Here is a 21200-nt window from a genome sequence, read left to right as displayed (position 1 = left end):
CGGCACGGAGCAGGAGCGCAACGTCGAGGTGGTCCGGCGGTACCTGCGGACCTTCGTCACCAAGGACCTGGCCGAGCTGGCCGAGGTGGTCGCCGAGGACGTGGAGATCTACGGCTCGGGCACGGCGGTGCGCGGCCGGCGCTACCCCGAGGCCGCCGTCTCCTCGCCCGGGCTGACCGTTCTCGACCAGGAGATTCTGGAGATTTTCGCGGCCGGGGACCGGGTGGTGGTCTCGATGGCGCAGACCTACCGCCGGGACGCGACCGGGGCCACCACGGTGCAGAGTGCCTGCAAGATGTACCGGCTGGCCGGCGGTCGGATCGTCCAGTTCTGGGGCGAGCAGGACACCTACGGCCTGCTGCGCGGCCTCGGGCTGCTGCCCGACCGCCCGATCGCCTTCTGACCGGCCCGCTGACCGGGGGCCGCGCTCTCCATGGCCCGCTGCACCGCCCGGTAGATCTGGCCGAAGCGCAGCGCGTCGCCGGTGTGCAGCAGCCGCACCGGCTGGCCCCGCCAGCGCGCCCACATCTCCAACTCCCGGCTGCCCCGGGCGTACGACCGGTCGAGGTGCTCGAAGAGCACGTCGGCGAGCGGCCCGACGCCGAGGCCGACAAGCACGGACGCCCCCACGATGGCGATCGTCACCACGGCGGAGCGGTGCAGCCAGACCGCCAGCCCGATGCCGAGGACGGCGGCCACGAGCGGGCCGGCGAGGGCCGCTCCGATCGCGCCCCGGCCGGCGAGCACCCGCCAGGAGCGGTTGCCCCGCCGGTGCCACACCATGCTCAGCTCGGCGAGGGGATAGCTGCGCCCGTCCACGCGGACGGCGGTGGAGGTGACCTGGACCGTACGGTCGTCGTAGTAGGTGATCATGGCCTCACTCCCGGTGCGACCTGGAGCCGTCGACACCACACTGTCTACCCCAACGACCCTGGTCGTAAGGTTGGCACGCGACTTCGACGAGGAAGTGAGGGCAGCGTGGGCGAGTTCGTCAGGCTGGAAGTGAAGGACGGCATCGGCACCATCCGGCTGGAGCGGCCGCCGATGAACGCGCTCAACACCCAGGTGCAGGAGGAGTTGCGCGCCGCCGCCACGGCGGCCACCGCCGACGCCGAGGTCCGCGCGGTCATCGTGTACGGCGGCGAGAAGGTCTTCGCCGCCGGCGCGGACATCAAGGAGATGGCCGACATGTCCTACGTGGACATGGCCGACCGGGCCGCCGACCTGTCCAGCGCCCTGGGCGCGATCGCCCGGATCCCCAAGCCGGTGGTCGCCGCGATCACCGGGTACGCCCTCGGTGGCGGCTGCGAGCTGGCCCTGGCCTGCGACTGGCGGATCGTGGCCGAGGACGCCAAGCTCGGCCAGCCGGAGATCAAGCTGGGCATCATCCCGGGCGCCGGCGGCACCCAGCGGCTGGCCCGGCTGGTCGGCCCGGCCCGCGCCAAGGACCTGATCATGACGGGCCGGATGGTCGACGCCGAGGAGGCGCTGCGGATCGGCCTGGCGGACAAGGTGGTCCCGGCCGCCGAGGTCTACGCGGCCGCGGTCGCCTATGTGAAGCCGTACCTGACCGGCCCGGTGCAGGCGCTGCGGGCGGCCAAGCTGGCCGTCGACGGCGGCCTGGACATGGACCTCAACTCCGGCCTGGCCTGGGAGAGCCAGCTCTTCGCGGCGCTGTTCGCCACCGACGACCGGCGCGAGGGCATGGCCGCGTTCGTCGAGAAGCGCAAGCCGGGCTTCACCGGCCGCTGAACCGCCGGTCCGGGTCGGCGGTCCTCCGCCGCCGACCCGAGAACGGTTCACATCCCGCCTACCGGCCAGTAGCGTGTGACTCCGGTCATGACGAAGGGAAGTGGCGATGACGGAACGGGTCGAGGGGCACGGCGGCGAGCTGGCCCTCGCGGCGCTGCGCGCGCACGGCGTACGGGAGATGTTCACCCTCTCCGGCGGGCACGTCTTCCCGCTCTACGACGCCGCGCACCGGACCGGCTTCCCGATCTACGACGTCCGGCACGAGCAGTCCGCCGTCTTCGCCGCCGAGGCGGTGGCCAAGCTCCAGCGTCGCCCCGGCCTGGCCGTGCTCACCGCCGGCCCCGGCGTCACCAACGGCGTCTCCGGCCTGACCAGCGCGTTCTTCAACGCCTCGCCGGTGCTGGTGCTCGGTGGGCGAGCCCCGCAGTTCCGCTGGGGCTCCGGCAGCCTCCAGGAGATGGACCACCTGCCGCTGGTCGCTCCGGTGACCAAGCACGCCGAGACGGTGTTCAGCGCCGACGACATCCCGCGCGCGGTCACCGCGGCGCTCACCGCCGCACTGACCCCGCACCGCGGCCCGGCCTTCCTCGACTTCCCCCTGGAGGCGGTCTTCTCGGTGGGCGAGGCCGACCTGCCCGCGGTCACCCCGCCGGCCCCGGTCGAGGCCGACCCGGACGAGGTCGCCAAGGCCGCCGCTCTGATCGCCGGCGCGTCCCGGCCGGTGATCATCGCCGGCTCCGACGTCTACGCGGGCGACGCCGTCGAGGCGCTGCGGGCCGCCGCCGAGTCCCTCCAGGTGCCGGTCTTCACCAACGGCATGGGTCGGGGCGCCCTGCCCCCCGAGCACCCGCTCGCCTTCGCCAAGGCCCGCCGGGTGGCCCTCAAGAACGCCGACGTGGTCGTGGTGGTCGGCACCCCGCTCGACTTCCGGCTCGCCTTCGGCGACTTCGGCGACGCGCGGGTGGTGCACGTGGTGGACGCGCCCAGCCAGCGCGCCGGGCACGTCCAGCCGGCCGCCGCCCCCGCCGGCGACCTGCGGCTGATCCTCACCGGGTTCGCCGACCACACCGGCGACCGGGCCGACCACGCCGACTGGATCGCGCAGCTGCGCACCGCCGAGGACGCCGCGAAGGCGCGTGACACGGAGGAGATGGCGGCCGAGACCGACCCGATCCGCCCGGCCCGGGTCTACGGCGAGCTGCGCAAGGTGCTCGCCCGGGACGCGATCACCATCGGCGACGGCGGCGACTTCGTCTCGTACGCCGGGAAGTACCTGGAGCCCGCCCAGCCCGGCACCTGGCTCGACCCCGGCCCGTACGGTTGCCTGGGCACCGGGATGGGCTACGCCATGGGCGCCCGGGTCAGCCACCCCGACCGGCAGATCTGCGTGCTCATGGGCGACGGTGCGGCCGGCTTCTCGCTCATGGACGTGGAGTCCCTGGCCCGCCAGCAACTCCCGGTCGTGATCGTGGTCGGCAACAACGGCATCTGGGGCCTGGAGAAGCACCCGATGCGGGCCATGTACGGCTACGACGTGGCCGCCGACCTCCAGCCCGGGCTGCGCTACGACAAGGTGGTCGAGGCGCTCGGCGGCGCGGGCGAGACGGTGGAGAAGGCCGCCGACCTCGGCCCGGCCCTGGCCCGCGCCTTCGACGCCGGCGTGCCGTACCTGGTCAACGTGCTGACCGACCCGACCGACGCGTACCCCCGCTCGTCGAACCTGGCCTGACCGCGACACCGCGACCGCCGTCGCCCGGGTGACCGGCGACGGCGGTCGCGTCGTTCTGCCCGGAGGCTAAATCAGCGGCCTGTCAGCGCTTGTCACCGTACCGTCAGCGACGTCGCTCAAGGTGGGGTGACCAGCGAGAACGACGGGAGTTCCGATGACGTACGCGATCCGCGCGGAGGGTCTGGTGCGCCGCTTCGGCGCCACCACCGCGCTGGCCGGGGTGGACCTGGCCGTCCCCACCGGGACGGTGTTCGGGCTGCTCGGGCCGAACGGGGCGGGCAAGACCACGGCGGTGCGGGTGCTGGCCACCCTGCTCGCCGCCGACGAGGGGCACGCCACCGTCGGTGGCTACGACGTCCGCCGCGACGCCCACCGGGTGCGCCAGCTGATCGGCCTCACCGGTCAGTACGCCTCGGTCGACGAGAACCTGACCGGCACCGAGAACCTGCTGCTCATCGGCCGGCTGCTCGGGCTGTCCCGGCCCGACGCCCGGGCGCGGGCCCGGGGGTTGCTGGCCGACTTCCAGCTCACCGACGCGGCCGAGCGGGCCGCCAAGACCTACTCCGGGGGCATGCGCCGCCGGCTCGACCTCGCCGCCAGCCTGGTCGGCCGCCCGCAGGTGCTCTTCCTCGACGAGCCGACCACCGGGCTCGACCCGCGCAGCCGCAACGAGCTGTGGGACATCGTCCGCACCCTGGTCGGCGACGGGGTGACCGTGCTGCTCACCACCCAGTACCTGGAGGAGGCCGACCAGCTCGCCGGCGAGATCGCGGTGGTCGACCACGGCCGGGTGATCGCCCAGGGCACCCCGGAGGAGCTGAAGGCGCGCACCGGCGGCCAGGTGCTCGCCGTCCGCCCGACCGACCCCACCGACCTGCCGACCGTGGTGGCCGTCGCCGCCGAGGTCACCGGGGCCACGCCGGAGGTCGCCCAGACCACCGTCATCGTGCCGGTGAACGACCCGGACGTGCTGCCGGCCGTGGTCCGCCGGCTCGACGCCGCCGAGGTCGCGGTGGCCGAGCTGGCGCTGCGGGGCGCCAGCCTGGACGAGGTCTTCCTCTCCCTGACCGGCCACCGGGCCGAGCAGGACGCCCCCGCCGACACCGACCTGGAAAGGATCCCGGCATGACCGCCGCCACCGTCGCCGCCCCGCTCGCCCCGGCCCGCCGGCCGGGCCTGGTCGCCGGGCTGCGGCACACGTTCACCCTGGCCTGGCGCAGCCTGGTGCAGATCAAGCACAACCCGATGGAGCTGCTCGACCTGAGCATCCAGCCGGTGATGTTCGTGCTGCTGTTCACCTACGTCTTCGGCACCGCGATCGCCGGCTCGCCGAGCGACTACCTGAAGTTCGCGCTGCCCGGGATCATCGTCCAGAACGCCTTCTTCGCCACCATGACCACCGGCTTCGGCCTCAACACCGACCTCACCAAGGGCGTCTTCGACCGGCTCCGGTCGCTGCCGGTGGCCCGCTGGTCCCCGCTGGCCGGTCGGATCCTCGCCGACACCGTCAAGCAGGCGTGGTCGGTGGCGCTGCTGATCGGCGTCGGCGTGATCCTCGGCTTCCGGGTGGGCCACGGGTTCGCCGGGCTGCTGGCCGCGTTCGCCCTGCTGCTGGTCTTCTCGCTGGCCGCCTCGTGGATCTCCGTGCTGGTCGGGGTGCTGGTCAGCGAGCCGGACAAGGTGCAGATCTTCGGCTTCATGGTGATCTTCCCGCTCACCTTCACCAGCAACGCGTTCGTGCCGACCGACAAGATGCCGTCCTGGCTCCAGCACTGGGTGGAGATCAACCCGGCCACCATCCTGGCCGACGCGCTGCGCGGCCTGCTGGTCTCCGGCCCGGTGGCCGGCCCGGTCGCCCGGTCGCTGATCTGGGCCGCCGTGCTGCTCGCCGTCTTCGCCCCGCTCGCGGTGCGGGCGCTCAGGCGTCGAGTGTGACGGCCACCGCCTCGGCGGCGGTCTCCCAGCGGTAGGCCAGCCCGCCCGCGTACGCCTCGGCGAAGCCCGCCTCGCCGAGTGCGTCGCGGGCGGCCGCCTCCACCCGGGCGCGGTCCAGCACCGCGTGGTCCGGGCCGCCCCGGATCCCGGTCGCCGCGCCGAGCAGCCGGGCGGCGGCGGCCGGGCGGTCGAGCCGCAGCGCCAGGTCGGCGTAGCCGACCAGCACCGCCGCGACCACCGGGGCATCCTGGGAGCCGATCGCCAGCTTCAGGGCCTGGTCGTGCCGGGTGCGGGAGGAGACCAGGTCCCCGTCGGCGGCGTCCAGCACGGCCAGCGTGGAGGCGTTGAGCGCCCGCCACTGCGGGGCGATCGAGCGGTCGCCGAGCAGCCGGGCGCCCTCGGTCAGGCAGGCCCGCGCCCCGGCCCGGTCGCCCTCCGCGCGCAGCAGCTCCGCCCTGCCGTACGCGACCGCCGCCCGGGTCTCGGCCGAACCGGATAGCTCGGCCTCGTGGACCGCCCGGTCCAGCTCCGCCCACGCCCGGTCCCGGTCGCCGCGCCGCCACAGGTTGTGCGCCAGCCGCAGCCGCATCTCCGGCACGTCCTCGCGGACGCCCAACTCCTCGAAGTAGGTCATGGCCTCCTCGTGGTACGCCGTGGCCGAGGCCGCCTCGCCCCGCCGGTCCAGCAGGTCGGCCAGCGAGGTGAGGCTGAACGACATGCCCCACCGGTCGCCGACCCGGCGGTAGTGCGCCAGCCCGGCCCGCAGGTCCGCCTCGGCGTCGGAGTCCGGCAGGCCGCCGTTGAGCAGGGCGTGCGCCCGGATCAGCCGGGCGATCCCGGCCACCCACGGATCCGGGTCGTCGAACAGGGCCACCATGGCGGCCACGGCCGGCGGCTGGAAGTTCGTGCTGAACGCCGCCGCGATCGGCCCGGCCAGGCGCAGCAGCGGGTGTTCGTGCTCGCGCCCCCGGGACAGCTCGACGGCACGGTCCAGCCACTCCCGGCTGACGGTGACGTTGTCGGCGTGGGTGGCGGCCAGGTTCAGGGCGGCGGTGGCGAGGGCGATCGCGGCGGCGGCGGGCGGCGCGTCGGCCACCCCGGGCAGCGCCAGCACCTGGCCGGCCAGGTCGGCGCCCTCGGCGCGCTGGCCGGTCAGCCACCAGTACCAGCCGAGCGCGGCGGCGTACCGGACGGCGGTGGAGGCGTCGCCGGTGGCGATCGCGTGGCGCAGGCCGGCGTGCAGGTTGTCGTGGTCGGCCGAGAGCCGGCGCAGCCAGTCCAGTTGCGCCGCGCCGCGCAGCTCCGGCTCGGCCTCCTCGGCCAGGGCCAGGTACTCGGCGGCGTGCGCCCGCCGGACCCGGTCCGCCTCGCCCGCCTCGGCCAGCCGGTCCAGGCCGTACTCCCGGATGGTCTCCAGCATCCGGTAGCGCGGCTCGCCCGTGCCGGCCGCCACCACCAGCGACTTGTCCACCAGCGCGGAGATCCCGTCGACGACGTCCGGCGCGGCGCAGACCCGCTCGACCGCCTCCAGGGTGGCGCCACCGGCGAAGACGGCCAGCCGCCGCCAGAGCGCGCGCTCCCCGTCGTCCAGCAGGTCCCAGCTCCAGTCGACCACCGCGCGCAGCGTCTGGTGCCGGGGCAGGGCGGTCCGGCTGCCGCCGGTGAGCAGCCGGAACCGGTCGTCCAGCCGGGTGTCCACCTGCGCCGCGGTCATCGTGCGCAGCCGCGCGGCGGCCAGCTCGATGGCGAGCGGCATGCCGTCCAGGGCGCGGCAGATGCGCACCACCGGGCCGACCGTTGTCGCGTCGACCGTGAAGTCCGGCCGGACCGCGCCGGCTCGGTCAGCGAAGAGCCGCACCGCCGGGTACGCCAGCGCGGTCGCCGGGTCCGCGCCGGCCGGGGGCAGGGCCAGCGACTCCACCGGCCGCAACGCCTCCCCGGTGATGCCCAGCGGCTCCCGGCTGGTGGCCAGCACTTGAAGCCCGGGGCAGGCGGTGAGCAGCCGTTCGGTGAGGTCCGCCGCCGCGTCGAGCAGGTGCTCGCAGTTGTCGAGCAGCAGCAGGACGGTACGCCCGGCGAGCGCGTCCACCAGCCGTCCGACCGGATCGGCCGGCTCGGGGGCGCCCCGCCCGGCCCGGGCCAGCAGCGCCTGCTCGCGCAGGCCGAGCGCGGCGAGCGCGGCCTGCGGCACCTCGACCGGGTCGGTGACCGGGGCGAGCGGCACCAGCCACACCCCGTCCGGGAAGCGCCCGGCCAGCGCCCGGCCCGACTCGACCGCCAGCCGGGTCTTGCCGGCCCCGCCGGGCCCGGTGAGGGTGGCCAGCCGGAACCGGTCGAGCAGCGCGGCGACCCGGGCCACCTCCTCCTCGCGCCCGACGAAGCTGGTGAGCGTGGCCGGCAGGTTCCCGCGCGGTGGCCGATCCGCGCCGGCCAGGTCGCCACCGCCACCGGCCGGCGCCCGGCCCCGGACGTCGTCCGCCGGCTCCCGGCGACCGGTGCGGCCGGGGGTAACCGCCGGCTCGCCGCGCAGGATCTCCAGGTGCAGGGCGGCCAGCTCGGGGCCGGGGTCGGTGCCGAGGGTGTCGGCGAGGGTGGCGCGCAGCCGCTCGTACTCGGCCAGGGCCTCGGCGGGGCGGCCGGCCCGGTGCAGCGCCCGGATCAGCAGCCCGGCCAGCCGTTCCCGGAGCGGGTGGGCGGCGGCCAGCTCCCGGAGCTGCGGCAGGAGGTCGTCCGGCGCCCCTCGGTCCAGCCGCGCCTCGACCAACTCCTCGGTGGCGGCGAGCCGCAGCTCGGTGAGCCGGGCCACCGGCGCCCGGGCGAAGTCGGCGTCGGCCGCGTCGGCCAGGGCCGGGCCGCGCCAGAGGGCCAGCGCCTCGGCCAGCCGCCGGCAGCCCTCGGCCGGGTCGTCGGCGAGCCGGGTCCGGCCGGCCCGGACACCCGCCTCGAAGCGGTGCAGGTCCACGTCGTCCGGGGCGACCGCGAGCCGGTAGCCGCCGGGCTGTGCCTCGACGGGCAGCCCGGGCCGGCGGAGCCGCGAGACCAGGGCCTGGAGGGCGTTGGCGGCCCCGGCCGGCGGCTCGCCCGCCCAGAGCGCGTCGGTGAGCCGGCCCACGGTGACCGTGCGGCCGGGCTCCAGGGCCAGCAGGATCAGCAGCCGGCGCAGCCGGGGGCCGCCCACCTCCACCGGCGTGCCGGTGTCGGCGCGCAGCTCCAGGGGCCCGAGCAGGCTGATCCGCACGGCGTCGATTCTGCCCGCCCGGCGCCCGCCGCCCGGCACCAGGCGGGAGCGCTCAGACCTCCGGACGGTCCCGATCGTCCCCGGGGCGCCGCAGCTCCTCCTCGCGCCGGTGCAGGTCGTCCTCCCAGCGGCGGAGGCGTTCCCGGTCCTCGGCGCGGGAGCGCTCGCCGAGCGAGGAGAGGAACTCGGGGTCGTCGTCCGGCGCGACCGACCGGCGGCGGCTCTGCTCGGAGAAGCCGTTCCCCATCGGCCAGGCGGTCCGGGGCCGCCGGGCACCGGCCTCCCGGCCGGCGACGAACCAGGCGATCGAGCCGACCAGCGGGAAGAACAGGATGATCAGCACCCAGGCGACCCGGGGCAGCGCCCGGATCTCCCCCTCCTCGGCGGAGAGGCAGCTGATCAGCGCGCAGACGGCGAGCACGATCTGGGCCAGGAAGAGCAGCCCGTAGAGGCGAACCATGTCGGACATCATGGACCACCGGGGGCGCTCAGCGCAGCCCGCGCAGCACGTGCAACACGCCCAGCAGCGCCAGCCCGGCCGCGGCCAGCGCGGTGAGCGGGATCGACCAGCGGCCCGGGCCGCGTGGCCCGACGCCGGTGGCCCGGCGCCAGTCGACCACCAGGACGCCCAGCCAGGTGGCCACCGCCAGCGCGGCCAGCACCGCGTCGAACGCCCGCCCGGTGAACGCCAGCCGGAGTTCCAGCACCAGAACCGCGGTGACCGCGAGCAGCGTCCGCCGCCAGGCCAGCCGGGTGCGTTCCGGTTGCAGCCCCGGATCGCGGCTCACCCGGGCGCCCGGGCCAGCACGGCGACCACCAGCAGCAGCGCGCCGAGCGCGACCACCAGGGCCAGGACGGCCGGGAAGCGGGACGCGGGCAGCTCCTCACCCAGGCGGATGGCCCGTTCGGTGCGGGCCCAGTGGTCCACCGCCCGGACCGCGACCGTGGCGCCGAGCAGCAGCAGGACGACGGCGATCACCTCGCGCAGGTGGGCCAGGGGGAGGCGGGGGAGGAACTGCGCGGCGGCCAGCCCACCGGCGATCAGCGCCAGCCCGGTGCGCAGCCAGGCCAGGAAGGTCCGCTCGTTGGCCAGCGAGAAGCGGTAGTCCGGCGTGCTGCCGACCGACCGCAGCTCGCGCGGGTCGAACCAGCGCCTGATCGCCTCCCACACGTCGTCGATTATCCGCTTTGCCCGGTGCCTAGCCTGAAGGGATGACCGATCTTGACGCGCGGAGCCTGCGCGACGCCTACGACACCCAGATCCGCCCGGAGCTTCCGGACCCGGTGCCGGCCGGGGTGACCATCGACCGGGACGGCCCGCTGTTCCGCATCCTGAACCTGGACCGGGGCGGCTTCCTCACCTACCGCACCCTCGACGGGCTGGCCGGCGCCGAACTGGACGCGCTGATCGCCCGGCAGGTCGAGTTCTTCCGCGGCCGGGGCGAGTCGGTCGAGTGGAAGCTGAACGGGCACGACGAGCCGGCCGACCTGGGCGATCGGCTGCGCGCCGCCGGCTTCGTGCCGGAGGAGCTGGAGACCGTCGTGGTCGGACCGGTCGCGGCCCTGGCCGCCGCCGTCCCGGTGCTGCCCGAGGGGGTACGCCTGCGCGAGGTCACCTCCCGGGAGGACCTGGAACGGATCGCCGCCATGGAGGAGGCGGTCTGGAACGAGGACCGGAGCCACCTGGTGACCGGGCTGGCCCGGGAGATCGAGGCCGACCCCCAGTCGATCACGATCGTGGTGGCCGAGGCGGGCGACACCGTGGTCAGCGCCGGTTGGGTGCGCTACCTGCGCGGCACCGGCTTCGCCACGCTGTGGGGCGGCTCGACGCTGCCGGAGTGGCGGCGTAAGGGCATCTACCGGGCGCTGGTGGCGTACCGGGCGCGGCTGGCCGAGCAGCGCGGCAAGAGCCTGGTGCAGGTGGACTGCTCGGCGGACAGCCGGCCGATCCTGGAGCGGCTCGGGCTCGTTGCGGTCACCACGACCACCCCGTACGTCTACACTCCGTGATCATGGAGCGGTTGACGGCGGACGAGCAGCTCACCCTCAAGACCGGGGCCTTCGGGGCCGTCTTCCTGGTCTCCAACGCGGTGCCCGGGATGCTGGCCATGGTGCGCGAGAGCATCGCCGCGTCCGGGGCGCTGGGCGACGCCAGCGGGGTGGTCAAGGAGGCCCTCACCACCGGCCCGCTGCCGCAGTTGCCGCGGGACTCGGCGCTGGAGATCGAGGCGACCGTGCTGCCGGCGCTGGGCCGGGCGGTGGAGATCCTCCGGACCAAGTCGCCGGGGGACGTCGACGCGTACCGGTCGGTGGTGCTGGCCGCCGCCGACCGGGTGGCGCAGGCCCACCGGGGCATCGCGCCCGCGGAGGCGGCGGTGATCGACAAGATCAGGCACGCGCTGGCCGAGCCGGCCTGACCGGCCCGGCCGACCAGAGGGCCCGCACGCTCGCCCGGACGCAGCGGTCGCGGACCCGGCCGCAGGCGCACCGGTAGGTGTCCGGCAGCATCCGGCGGCAGGCCCGCCGGGTGGTGCGGGCACCACCCGGCGCCTCCGTTGAAACGCCTTTTTCCGGCATATCGGTCACCTCCCTGTTTCGGGAGCTTACCCGGCGCGACGGACCCCGGTGACCTGTGTCACTCTGAGGCACCGGAGAGCGGATGCTACTTGCGGGTAACATTGCGCCGTGGGCAACTGCACAGCCCCGCGCGGTTGACCGAACGTTAAGCCACGCGCGAGGCTGCGCCCGTGACCGGGCGAGTGATCGCTACACCAAACAGGAGGGTCGTCGAAGCGCGATGAACATCGTCGTACTCGTCAAGCAGGTGCCCGATTCGGGCGCGGACCGCAACCTGCGTCCTGACGACAACACCGTCGACCGCGGTTCGGCGAACAACGTCATCAACGAGATGGACGAGTACGCCATCGAGGAGGCCTTGAAGATCAAGGAGGCCAACGGCGGCGAGGTCACCATCCTGACCATGGGTCCGGACCGGGCGACCGAGTCGATCCGCAAGGCGCTCTCCATGGGGCCGGACAAGGCCGTGCACGTGGTGGACGACGCCCTGCACGGGTCCTGCGCCGTGGCCACCTCGAAGGTGCTCGCCGCCGCCCTCGGTCAGCTGGGCGCCGACCTGGTCATCTGCGGCGCCGAGTCGACCGACGGCCGGGTCCAGGTCATGCCGCACATGATCGCCGAGCGGCTGGGCGTGGCCGCCCTGACCGGCGCGCGCAAGCTCACCGTCGACGGCGGCACCCTGACCGTCGAGCGGCAGACCGAGGAGGGCTACGAGGTGGTCACCGCCTCGACCCCGGCCGTCGTCTCCGTCTGGGACACCATCAACGAGCCGCGCTACCCGTCCTTCAAGGGCATCATGGCCGCCAAGAAGAAGCCGGTGCAGACGCTCTCCCTGGGCGACCTCGGCGTCGCCCCGGCCGAGGTGGGCTTCGACGGCGCCACCAGCGCCGTGCTCGAGCACACCAAGCGCCCGCCGCGCTCCGGCGGCACCAAGATCACCGACGAGGGCGAGGGCGGCACCAAGCTGGTCGAGTTCCTCGCCACCGAGAAGTTCGTGTGAGAGGTCTGGACATGTCTGAGGTTCTCGTCGTCGTCGAAGCCACCAAGGAATTCGGCGTCAAGAAGGTCACCCTGGAGATGCTCACCCTCGCCCGCGAGCTGGGCACCCCGAGCGCGGTCGTGCTCGGCGGCGCCGGCGCCGCCGAGGCGCTGAGCGCCAAGCTGGGCGAGTACGGCGCGGCGAAGATCTACGCCGCCGAGGGTGAGGAGATCGACGGCTACCTGGTGGCCCCGAAGGCCACCGTGCTGGCCGAACTGGTCGGGCGCGTGCAGCCGGCCGCCGTGCTGCTGGCCTCCTCCCAGGAGGGCAAGGAGATCGCCGCCCGCCTGGCGGTCAAGCTGGACAACGGCATCCTGACCGACGTGGTGGCCCTCGCCGCCGACGGCACGGCCACCCAGGTCGCCTTCGCCGGCTCCACCATCGTCAAGTCCAAGGTCACCAAGGGCCTGCCGCTGGTCACCGTCCGGCCCAACTCGCTCAACCCGACCCCGGCCGCGGCCACCCCCGCCGTCGAGCAGCTCACCGTGTCGGTCTCCGACGCCGACAAGCTGGCCAAGGTCGTCGAGCGCGTCGCCGAGCAGAAGGGCTCCCGCCCCGAGCTCACCGAGGCGTCGGTGGTCGTCTCCGGTGGCCGGGGCGTCGGCAACGCCGACAACTTCAAGCTGGTCGAGGAGCTGGCCGACCTGCTCGGCGGCGCCGTCGGCGCGTCCCGCGCGGCCGTCGACTCCGGCTTCTACCCGCACCAGTTCCAGGTGGGCCAGACTGGCAAGACCGTCTCCCCGCAGCTCTACGTCGCGCTGGGCATCTCCGGCGCGATCCAGCACCGGGCCGGCATGCAGACCTCGAAGACCATCGTCGCGGTGAACAAGGACGCCGAGGCGCCGATCTTCGAGCTGGCCGACTTCGGCGTGGTCGGCGACCTGTTCAAGGTCGTCCCGCAGGCCGCCGAGGAGATCCGCAAGCGCAAGTGACCCTGTCACGACACGAGCCGCCGCCCGGTGATCCGGGCGGCGGCTCGCGTTCGTTGCGGCCCTTCCGTGCGGCGGAAGGGAGCTGATCGGCGGGCCGGGGAGCTGAGCCGGCCCGCCGATCAGCCCGTCAGGGTGCCCCTCAGCAGACTGTCGCCGGAGTGGGCGGGCTTGTTGTCGAACTGTTCGGCGGAGACGTCGACCACCGAGTAGGTCCGGAGGTCCACGTTCGGGGGCATCGGCAGCAACTCGTCTCCCGACGCCTTGCTCAGCGTACCCAAGGAGAACATCCGCGTCGTCCGGGGATCGATCAGCCAGACCTCGTAGTACCCCGGAACGCTCGGGAGATTCGCCACGTGCAGGTGCAACTGGTTGCCGCCGAGCACCCGGGCGGCCCCGGAGGCGTCCGGCGGCGTGGCCCCGTACGCGGCCAGCGCGGCCCGGGCCAGCACCGGCGGCTGCGCCGGCGGCGGGTCTCCGCCGCCCGGGCCGACCACCGCCAGGGTGCCCACCACGCCGAGCACGGCGGCGGCGGTCGCGGTGACCGCGGTGGTCGCCCAGCGCGGCCAGCGGCGGCCGCGCCGCCGGGGGCGCTCGGCGAGCGCCGGCGCATCGGTCCGGCCGGCGGGATCGGCGGCGGGCCGGGACGGGCGCCGCTCGGTGAGGGCCGGCAGCTCCTCGGCCGCCCGGATCTCCGCGACGATGCCCTGCCAGAGGTGCTCCGGCGGGTCGGGCAGGTCGCCCAGGCCCTGGGTGCCGGCGCCCAGCCCGGCGACGTGCTGGAGCGTCGCCAACTCGTCCCGGCAGTGCGCGCAGGTGTCGAGGTGGGTGGCCTCACCGCCCTCGGCCTCGCTCTCACCGAGCGCCAGAAAGACCAGCCGGTCGTGGTCCAGGTGCTGCACCGTCCACCTCCCATCTGCGTCTCAGGCTCTGCATGCCGCGTCGGATGTGGCTCTTGACCGTGCCGAGCGGCACTCCCGTCACGGTCGCGATCTGCTGGTGGGTCAGGTCGTCGTAGAACGCCAACTCCAGCATCCGGCGCTGCTCGTCCGGGAGCCGGGCCAGCTCGTCGGCGACCACCAGCCGGTCGACCACGGTGTCCGGGTCCGGCCCGGTGGTCGCCGGCTCGGGCGACTGGCGGACCGTCTCGACCACCCGGGTCTCCCGGGCGGCGGCCCGGATCCGGTCGACCACCTTGCGCCGCCCGATCCCGAGCAGCCAACCGACCAGCGACCCCTTCTCCGGGTCGAACGTCTCCCGGCCGAGCCAGGCGGCGACGAAGGTCGCCTGGGTCACGTCCTCGGCGTCGCTGTGGTTGGCCAGCGTGGTGGCGGCCAGGTGCAGCACGGCCCGGCCGTACCGGGCGTACGCATCCCGCAGGGCGGTCTCGTCCCCGGCGCGGAACCGTGCGGCGAGGTCGTCGTCGACCGGCGGCTCGGGTCCCTGCCGTACCGCCGTCACCGGGCGGTCCGCCTTCGCTGGGGCATGCCCGACTGTAGCTGCCACAGCCCTCGCCCCACTCTCCCGGTCAATCTGCGCTCCCTCGTCCACCTCCTCTTCGTCGCCGGGGGCCGGCCCGGATGCGGGCCGGCCCGAGAAAAGAAATCGGATCGGCCCGCATCCGGGGGTCACGAAGTCGGCGTAACTCGTTCTGCACGCCAGGCCTGACGAATCAGCACCAACCACCAGGAGGCAGACAATGCAGTTCGCCATGTTCGGTCGGGTCGCCGCGATCGGCGCGGTGTCCGCCCTGACGTTCGCCGGCGTCGGCGCCGCCACCGCGGGCCCGGCCTGGGCCGCCACGTCCACGGTGTCGGTCGTGCACGGCATCCCGGGCACCCCGGTCGACGTGTACGTCAACGGGGAGAAGACGCTGGACAACTTCCAGCCGGGTGACGTGGCCGGCCCGCTGACCCTGGCCGAGGGGGAGTACGACATCGCCCTGACCAAGCCGGGCGAGGCGGTCGACCAGGCGATCCTCAAGGTCGACGACGCGGCAGTGCCGGGCGGGGCGAACATCAGCCTCGCCGCCCACCTGAGCGCCGACGGCAAGCCGCGGATCACCCCGTTCGTCAACGACGTCTCCAAGGTGGACGCCGGCGAGGCGCGGCTGATCGTCCGGCACACCGCCGCCGCCCCGGCCGTCGACGTACGGGCCGGCGGCAAGCCGGTCTTCGAGGGCCTGACCAACCCGAAGGAGGCAAAGGCCGACGTGGCCGCCGGCACGGTCACGGCGGACGTGGTGCTCGCCGACACCGACACGGTCGCCATCGGCCCGGCCGACCTGAACCTCAAGGAGGGCACCGCGACGATCGTGTACGCCATCGGCTCCGCCCAGGACAAGAACCTCGACCTGGTCGCCCAGACCGTCAGCGGGCTGCACTCGGCCCCCGGCGGCGTGCCCAGCGGCACCGGTGGCCAGGCCGGCACCGGCGTGGACGCCTGGTGGTACGCGCTGGCCGGCGCCGGCGTGCTGCTCCTGGTCGGCGGCGGGGCGCGGGTGGCCACCGCCCGGAGCGGTCGCCGGTGACGGTGCGCAACCGCGGGGCGCTGGCGGCGATGGCCGCCGGCGCCGCCGCGCTCACCGTCGCGACCGTGGTGGCCTGCGGGTCGCGGCCCGCCCAGGACGTCGGGGCCGAGGAGGCGGCGGCCCTGGCCAGCGCCAGCCCCGCCGCGACGCCCACGGCCACGGGTGAGCCGTCGGTGCCGGTGAACGCGGGCACCCTGCCGGCGGCCGGGGCGACCGTCCCGCCGGTGCGGCTGCGCATCCCGCCGATCGGGGTCACCGCCACGGTCGACCCGGTCGGCATCAACCGGCGGACCGACGAGTTCGAGGTGCCGCCCAGCGTCGACCAGGTCGGCTGGTACCGCTACGCGCCGGGCCTGGAGGCCGGGACCGGCTCGGTGGTGATCGCCGGCCACGTCGACAGCGCCGACCAGGGCAGGGGGGGCGTTCTTCCGGCTGCGCGAGCTCGACCGGGGGGACACCCTCACCGCCACCGGCTCGGACGGCCGGGAGCGCCGCTACCGGGTGGTGGCCCGGGAGGAGTACGCGAAGACGCGGATCCCCCTGGACCGGTACTTCGCCCGGGACGGCAGCCCCCGGCTCACCCTGATCACCTGCGGCGGCCCGTTCGACGCGAGGACCCGGCACTACCGGGACAACATCGTGGTCACCGCGGTTCCCTCATGAAGTGTCCGGACCGCCCGCCCCCACCCCCGTGCGGGACGGGCGGTCCGGCATCCGGCGGGACGCCGGTCGGCCGTTAGGCTGAACGGTGATGGCATACCTGGATCACGCGGCGACGACCCCGGTGCTCGACGAGGCACTCGAGGCGTACGTCGCCACGGCCCGCGAGGTGGGCAACGCCTCGTCGCTGCACGCGGCGGGCCGGCGCGCCCGGCGGCGGGTGGAGGAGTCCCGCGAGCGGGTGGCCGCCGTGCTGGGCGCCCGCCCGTCGGAGGTGATCTTCACCGGGGGCGGCACGGAGAGCGACAACCTCGCCGTGAAGGGCGTCTTCTGGGCCCGCCGCGCCGCCCGCGCCGAACGGATCCGGGTGGTCTCCAGCGCCGTCGAGCACCACGCCGTGCTGGACGCGGTGGACTGGCTGGCCGGGCACGAGGGCGCCGAGGTCGGCTGGCTGCCGGTCGACGCCGCCGGCCGGCTCGACCCGGAGCGGCTCCGCGCCGACCTGGCCGCCCACGCCGACCGGGTGGCCCTGGTCACCGCGATGTGGGCCAACAACGAGGTGGGCACCGTCCAGCCGGTGGCCGAGCTGGCCGCGGTCGCCGCCGAGCACGGGGTGCCCTTCCACACCGACGCCATCCAGGCGGTCGGGCAGGTGCCGGTCGACTTCGCCGCCAGCGGCGTGGCCGCGCTCACCGTCACCGGCCACAAGCTCGGCGGCCCGGCCGGGGTCGGCGCGCTGCTGCTCGCCCGCGACGTCGCCGCCACCCCGCTGCTGCACGGCGGTGGCCAGGAGCGCGACGTCCGCTCCGGCACCCTCGACACCGCCGGCATCGTCGCCTTCGCGGTCGCCGTCGAGGCCGCCGTGAAGGGCCAGCAGGAGTACGCGGCCCGGGTCGCCGCGCTCCGCGACGACCTGGTCGAGCGGGTCCGACAGGCGGTCCCCGAGGTGATCTTCAACGGCGACCCGACCGACCGGCTCCCCGGCAACGCGCACTTCTCCTTCCCGGGCTGCGAGGGGGACGCGCTGCTGCTGCTCCTCGACGCGCAGGGCATCGCCTGCTCGACCGGCTCGGCGTGCTCGGCCGGCGTGGCCCAGCCCTCGCACGTGCTGCTGGCCATGGGCGCCGACGACGACCGGGCCCGCTCGTCGCTGCGCTTCACCCTCGGCCACACCAGCACCAGGGCCGACGTCGACGCCCTGATCGCCGCGCTGCCGGCCGCCGTGGAGCGGGCCCGCCGCGCGGCCGCCCTCCGCACTCCCCGCTGACCCGGATACCCTCGGTGATGACGAGGGGAGTGAGCTGGTGAGGGTTCTGGCGGCGATGTCGGGCGGGGTGGACTCCGCCGTGGCGGCGGCGCGTGCGGTGGAGGCCGGGCACGACGTGACCGGCGTGCACCTGGCGCTGGCCCGCAACCCGCAGACCTACCGCACCGGCGCCCGGGGCTGCTGCACCCTGGAGGACTCGCGGGACGCCCGCCGCGCCGCCGACGTGCTCGGCATCCCGTTCTACGTCTGGGACATGGCCGACCGGTTCCACGAGGACGTGGTGGACGACTTCGTGGCGGAGTACGCGGCGGGACGTACGCCGAACCCGTGCCTGCGCTGCAACGAGAAGATCAAGTTCGCCGCGGTGCTCGACCGGGCCGTGGCCCTGGGCTTCGACGCGGTCGTCACCGGCCACCACGCCCGCCTCGGCCCGGACGGCCTGCTGCGGCGCAGCGTCGACGCGGCGAAGGACCAGTCGTACGTCCTCGCGGTGCTCACCCGGGCGCAGCTCGACCGGTCGATCTTCCCGCTCGGCGACTCGACCAAGGCCGAGGTGCGCGCCGAGGCCGCCCGGCGCGGCCTCGCGGTGGCCGACAAGCCCGACTCGCACGACATCTGCTTCATCGCCGACGGCGACACCCGGGGCTTCCTGGCCCAGCGGCTGGGCGAGGCCCCCGGCGAGGTGGTGGACGCGCTCACCGGCGCGGTGGTCGGCAGCCACACCGGCGCCTACCAGTACACCGTCGGGCAGCGGCGCGGGCTGCACCTGGACCGCCCCGCCGTGGACGGCCGCCCGCGCTACGTGCTCTCCATCACCCCGAAGACCAACACGGTCACCGTCGGCCCGGCCGAGGCGCTGGAGGTCGACCGGGTCCGGGCCACCCGCCCGGTCTGGACCGGCGGCGCCCGTCCCACCGGCCCGATCGAGTGCGAGGTGCAGCTCCGGGCGCACGGCGACGTGGTGCCGGCGACCGTGTCGCTGGACGCCGACGGGCTGCACGCCGACCTGCGCCGCCCGGTCCGCGGGGTGGCCGCCGGCCAGGCCATCGTCGCGTACCGCCCGGACCCGGCCGGCGACGTCGTCCTCGGCTCCGCCACCATCACCGGCTGACATCCCACCGCGCCCGCCGCGGAACGGTGGATAGGCTGCGACGGTGACTGAGACGTCCTGGCCGTGGGGAGTGGGGGCGGCGACGGGGATCGGGTCGCTGCCCTGCACCGACGTGGCCGAGGCGCAGCGCATCGTGCTCGGTGAGCTGCCCGCCCTGCCGCACCTGCCGGAGCTGCCCGCCCGCGGCCCCGGCGCGGACCTGATCGGCCGCACCGGCGGCCTCCTCGTCGAGCTGCCCGTCGAGCTGTACGCGGCCCGCTGGCGGATCGCCCCGCGCCCCGGCAAGGACCTGCGCCGCGCCCGCGACCTGATGGAACGCGACCTCGACCAGCTCGCCGAGCAGGCCGAGGACTATGCCGGCCCGGTCAAGATCCAGGCCGCCGGCCCGTTCACCCTGGCCGCCTCGCTGGAGCTGCCGATCGGCGGCCGGCTGCTGCGCGACCCCGGCGCGGTCCGGGACCTCGCCGGCTCGCTCGGCGAGGGGCTGCGCGGGCACGTCGCGGCGGTGGCCCGGCGCCTTCCCCGCGCCACGGTGCTGCTCCAGCTCGACGAACCGTCCCTGCCCGCGGTGCTGGCCGGCCGGGTGCCCACCGAGAGCGGCTTCGGCACCCACCGGGCGGTCGAGTCCGAGGTGGCCCGGGCGTTGCTGAGCGGCGTGCTGGAGGCGGCCGGCGTGCCCACCGTGGTGCACTGCTGCGCCCCGGACGTGCCGCTGGAGCTGATCCGCACCGCCGGGGCCGTCGGCGTCGCCCTCGACCTGGAACTGGTCACCGACCTGGACCCCCTCGGCGAGGCCGTCGACGCCGGGCTCGGGCTGCTGGCCGGCGCCGCGCCCGCGCTGCCGCCGCCGGCCGGTCGCGCGCCGACCTCGGCCCAGGTCGCCGACCGGGTACGCCGGGTCTGGGACCAGCTCGGCTTCCCCCGCCGCCGGCTCGCCGAGCAGGTGGTGGTCACCCCCGCCTGCGGCCTGGCCGGAGCCACCCCGGCGTACGTGCGGACGGTCCTCGCCGCGTGCCGGGACGCCGGCCGGCGGCTCGCCGAGGAGTGAGGTTTCCTGTCGTACGCCGGGGGCAGGATGACGGGCATGATTGGACAGCTGCGTTCCGTGGTGATCGACTGCCCCGATCCGCGCGCGCTGGCCGGCTTCTACGCGGAGCTGCTCGGCCTCCCGCTGATCGAGGACAACTCCGACGGTGACGACTGGGTGGTGCTCGGCGGCCCGCCGGGCCACCAGCCGCGTCTCGCCTTCCAGAAGGCGCTCAACCTGCGTGCCCCCGCCTGGCCCGACCCGGAGCGGCCGCAGCAGTTCCACATCGACGTGACGGTCGACGACATCGAGGCCGCGGAGAAGGCGGCGCTGGCCCTCGGCGCCCGCCGGCTGCCCGGCGAGGGGGACGGCTGGCGGGTCTACGCCGACCCGGCCGGGCACCCGTTCTGCCTCTGCTGGGACTGATCCCGGCCGCCCGGGGCTTGCGCGGCCGGGGCATGATCGCCACCGTGATCGACTCCGCCCCGCGCCGCGCCTCCGGCTCGTTCTTCGGCCTCGCCTACGGCGACGCCCTGGGCAAGCCCACCGAGTTCCTCACCGTCGCCGAGATCGTCCGTCGTTACGGTCCGGCCGGCCCCCGGGAGCTGGCCGGCGACCCGGCGCTGGTCACCGACGACACCCAGATGGCGCTGGCGGTCGCCTGGGCGCTGCACGACGCGCCGGCCTGGACGGCGGAGGCGGTGGAGCCGTTGCTGCGGCGGCGGTTCCTCGACTGGGCGGTCAGCCCGGACAACAACCGCGCGCCCGGCATGACCTGCCTGCGGGCCTGCGCCGAGCTGGACCGGGGCACCCGCTGGCAGGACGCGACGGTCGCCGGCTCGAAGGGCTGCGGGGCGAACATGCGGGTCACCCCGGTCGGGCTGCTCGACGTCGACCTCGACACCATGGCCGGGCTGGCCCAGCTCCAGGCCGGCCTGACCCACGGCCACCCCACCGGCCTGGCCGCGAGCGAGCTGACCGCGTACGCGGTCCGGCTGCTGCGCGACGGCGCCGAGTTGCCCGAGCTGCCCGGGCTGCTCACCGACCGCGCCCACGGGCAGCGCACGGTCTACCGGGCCGACTGGCTCGGCGACCTGTGGCAGCGTCCGGGCGAGCGGACGGCGGAGGAGTTCATCGCCCGGGGCTGGGACGAGTGCCTGCGTGCGCTCGGCCGGCTGGACGCGGCGCTGGGCCGCCCCGACGACGGCGACGACCCGTGTCGGCTCACCGGCGAGGGCTGGATCGCCGAGGAGGCGCTGGCGACCGCGCTGCTCTGCGCGCTGCGGCACGCCGACGACCCGGTCGGCGCGCTGGCCCGGGGTGCCACCACGGCCGGCGACTCGGACTCCATCGCCGCCCTGGCCGGCGCCTTCGTCGGCGCCGCCCACGGCATGTCGGCGTGGCCG

At 75.2% G+C, this 21200-nt stretch carries 22 protein-coding genes and 1 pseudogene; 16 read left to right on the top strand and 7 right to left on the bottom strand.

The features are described from left to right. Positions 1-403 (top strand): nuclear transport factor 2 family protein (locus ACW0Q9_RS16760; RefSeq protein ID WP_456182308.1); only part of this gene is annotated, 403 nt, incomplete at its 5' end. Here the strand turns inward: ACW0Q9_RS16760 and ACW0Q9_RS16755 are convergent. Next, positions 349-873 carry a DUF6232 family protein gene (locus tag ACW0Q9_RS16755; protein WP_456182306.1) on the bottom strand — a complete coding sequence of 175 codons (525 nt, stop codon included), beginning with the start codon at positions 871-873 and terminating at the stop codon, positions 349-351. The genes ACW0Q9_RS16760 and ACW0Q9_RS16755 overlap by 55 nt on opposite strands. A gap of 105 nt (positions 874-978) precedes the next feature. On the opposite strand from ACW0Q9_RS16755, the gene ACW0Q9_RS16750 reads away from it, so the two are divergent. The 4 genes from ACW0Q9_RS16750 (at position 979) to ACW0Q9_RS16735 (ending at position 5416) form a co-directional block, all read left to right on the top strand. After that, positions 979-1752, top strand: coding sequence for an enoyl-CoA hydratase-related protein (locus ACW0Q9_RS16750; RefSeq protein WP_456182304.1), 774 nt, complete (start codon positions 979-981; stop codon positions 1750-1752). A 106-nt stretch (positions 1753-1858) separates the two neighbouring features. Further along, the gene (locus ACW0Q9_RS16745; RefSeq protein WP_456182302.1) at positions 1859-3481 is read left to right on the top strand and encodes an acetolactate synthase; all 1623 of its coding nucleotides are present in this window, start codon (positions 1859-1861) and stop codon (positions 3479-3481) included. 154 nt (positions 3482-3635) lie between these two features. Continuing rightward, on the top strand, positions 3636-4610 hold the full coding sequence (locus ACW0Q9_RS16740) for an ATP-binding cassette domain-containing protein (protein ID WP_456182300.1): 975 nt from the start codon (positions 3636-3638) through the stop codon (positions 4608-4610). Further along, positions 4607-5416 carry an ABC transporter permease gene (locus ACW0Q9_RS16735; RefSeq protein WP_456182298.1) on the top strand — a complete coding sequence of 270 codons (810 nt, stop codon included), beginning with the start codon at positions 4607-4609 and terminating at the stop codon, positions 5414-5416. Before ACW0Q9_RS16740 ends, ACW0Q9_RS16735 begins: the two co-directional genes overlap by 4 nt. Here the strand turns inward: ACW0Q9_RS16735 and ACW0Q9_RS16730 are convergent. The 4 genes from ACW0Q9_RS16730 to ACW0Q9_RS16715 are packed head-to-tail and all read right to left on the bottom strand — an operon-like array spanning position 5400 to position 9825. Then, a complete protein-coding gene (locus tag ACW0Q9_RS16730) occupies positions 5400-8654 on the bottom strand; it encodes an AfsR/SARP family transcriptional regulator (protein ID WP_456182296.1) in 3255 nt (1084 codons plus the stop codon). The genes ACW0Q9_RS16735 and ACW0Q9_RS16730 overlap by 17 nt on opposite strands. Positions 8655-8706: 52 nt before the next feature. Further along, on the bottom strand, positions 8707-9114 hold the full coding sequence (locus ACW0Q9_RS16725) for a PLD nuclease N-terminal domain-containing protein (protein ID WP_456182294.1): 408 nt from the start codon (positions 9112-9114) through the stop codon (positions 8707-8709). Between the two features lie 28 nt (positions 9115-9142). Continuing rightward, the gene (locus ACW0Q9_RS16720; protein ID WP_456182292.1) at positions 9143-9442 is read right to left on the bottom strand and encodes a DUF202 domain-containing protein; all 300 of its coding nucleotides are present in this window, start codon (positions 9440-9442) and stop codon (positions 9143-9145) included. After that, positions 9439-9825, bottom strand: coding sequence for a YidH family protein (locus tag ACW0Q9_RS16715; protein ID WP_456182290.1), 387 nt, complete (start codon positions 9823-9825; stop codon positions 9439-9441). Before ACW0Q9_RS16715 ends, ACW0Q9_RS16720 begins: the two co-directional genes overlap by 4 nt. A 41-nt stretch (positions 9826-9866) precedes the next feature. On the opposite strand from ACW0Q9_RS16715, the gene ACW0Q9_RS16710 reads away from it, so the two are divergent. The 4 genes from ACW0Q9_RS16710 to ACW0Q9_RS16695 all read left to right on the top strand — a co-directional run bounded on the left by ACW0Q9_RS16710 (position 9867) and on the right by ACW0Q9_RS16695 (position 13202). Further along, the gene (locus ACW0Q9_RS16710) at positions 9867-10664 is read left to right on the top strand and encodes a GNAT family N-acetyltransferase (protein ID WP_456182288.1); all 798 of its coding nucleotides are present in this window, start codon (positions 9867-9869) and stop codon (positions 10662-10664) included. A gap of 2 nt (positions 10665-10666) precedes the next feature. Beyond that, on the top strand, positions 10667-11071 hold the full coding sequence (locus ACW0Q9_RS16705) for a hypothetical protein (protein WP_456182286.1): 405 nt from the start codon (positions 10667-10669) through the stop codon (positions 11069-11071). 380 nt (positions 11072-11451) lie between these two features. Beyond that, a complete protein-coding gene (locus ACW0Q9_RS16700; protein ID WP_456182284.1) occupies positions 11452-12231 on the top strand; it encodes an electron transfer flavoprotein subunit beta/FixA family protein in 780 nt (259 codons plus the stop codon). 11 nt (positions 12232-12242) lie between these two features. Next, a complete protein-coding gene (locus ACW0Q9_RS16695) occupies positions 12243-13202 on the top strand; it encodes an electron transfer flavoprotein subunit alpha/FixB family protein (protein ID WP_456182282.1) in 960 nt (319 codons plus the stop codon). A gap of 119 nt (positions 13203-13321) precedes the next feature. On the opposite strand, the gene ACW0Q9_RS16690 is transcribed toward ACW0Q9_RS16695, so the two are convergent. Next, a complete protein-coding gene (locus ACW0Q9_RS16690; RefSeq protein WP_456182280.1) occupies positions 13322-14101 on the bottom strand; it encodes an anti-sigma factor domain-containing protein in 780 nt (259 codons plus the stop codon). Then, positions 14055-14660, bottom strand: coding sequence for an RNA polymerase sigma factor (locus ACW0Q9_RS16685; RefSeq protein WP_456182278.1), 606 nt, complete (start codon positions 14658-14660; stop codon positions 14055-14057). The genes ACW0Q9_RS16690 and ACW0Q9_RS16685 overlap by 47 nt, the downstream gene beginning before the upstream one ends. Positions 14661-14898: 238 nt before the next feature. Between ACW0Q9_RS16685 and ACW0Q9_RS16680 the strand changes: the two genes are divergently transcribed. The 7 genes and pseudogenes from ACW0Q9_RS16680 to ACW0Q9_RS16650 form a co-directional block, all read left to right on the top strand. After that, positions 14899-15729: a DUF4397 domain-containing protein gene (locus tag ACW0Q9_RS16680; protein WP_456182276.1), complete on the top strand. Its 831-nt coding sequence runs from the start codon at positions 14899-14901 to the stop codon at positions 15727-15729. Further along, positions 15726-16392, top strand: a pseudogene (locus ACW0Q9_RS16675) (class F sortase). The gene ACW0Q9_RS16680 and the pseudogene ACW0Q9_RS16675 overlap by 4 nt, the downstream one beginning before the upstream one ends. Before the next feature lie 88 nt (positions 16393-16480). Continuing rightward, positions 16481-17656, top strand: coding sequence for a cysteine desulfurase family protein (locus tag ACW0Q9_RS16670; RefSeq protein ID WP_456182274.1), 1176 nt, complete (start codon positions 16481-16483; stop codon positions 17654-17656). Between the two features lie 37 nt (positions 17657-17693). Then, positions 17694-18767 (top strand): tRNA 2-thiouridine(34) synthase MnmA, encoded by a 1074-nt coding sequence (mnmA, locus tag ACW0Q9_RS16665; RefSeq protein WP_456182272.1) that lies wholly within the window; start codon positions 17694-17696, stop codon positions 18765-18767. Between the two features lie 43 nt (positions 18768-18810). Further along, complete coding sequence (locus ACW0Q9_RS16660) at positions 18811-19815, top strand: methionine synthase (protein WP_456182270.1); 1005 nt, start codon at positions 18811-18813, stop codon at positions 19813-19815. A gap of 36 nt (positions 19816-19851) precedes the next feature. After that, positions 19852-20220: a VOC family protein gene (locus tag ACW0Q9_RS16655; RefSeq protein WP_456182268.1), complete on the top strand. Its 369-nt coding sequence runs from the start codon at positions 19852-19854 to the stop codon at positions 20218-20220. A gap of 32 nt (positions 20221-20252) precedes the next feature. Further along, a partial coding sequence (locus tag ACW0Q9_RS16650) for an ADP-ribosylglycohydrolase family protein (protein ID WP_456182266.1) occupies positions 20253-21200 on the top strand: 948 nt, incomplete at its 3' end.

It is taken from the genome of Micromonospora sp. I033, from assembly GCF_053890995.1.
Note: the sequence above shows the minus strand (reverse complement) of the source record. Positions and strands in the feature narration are given on the sequence as shown.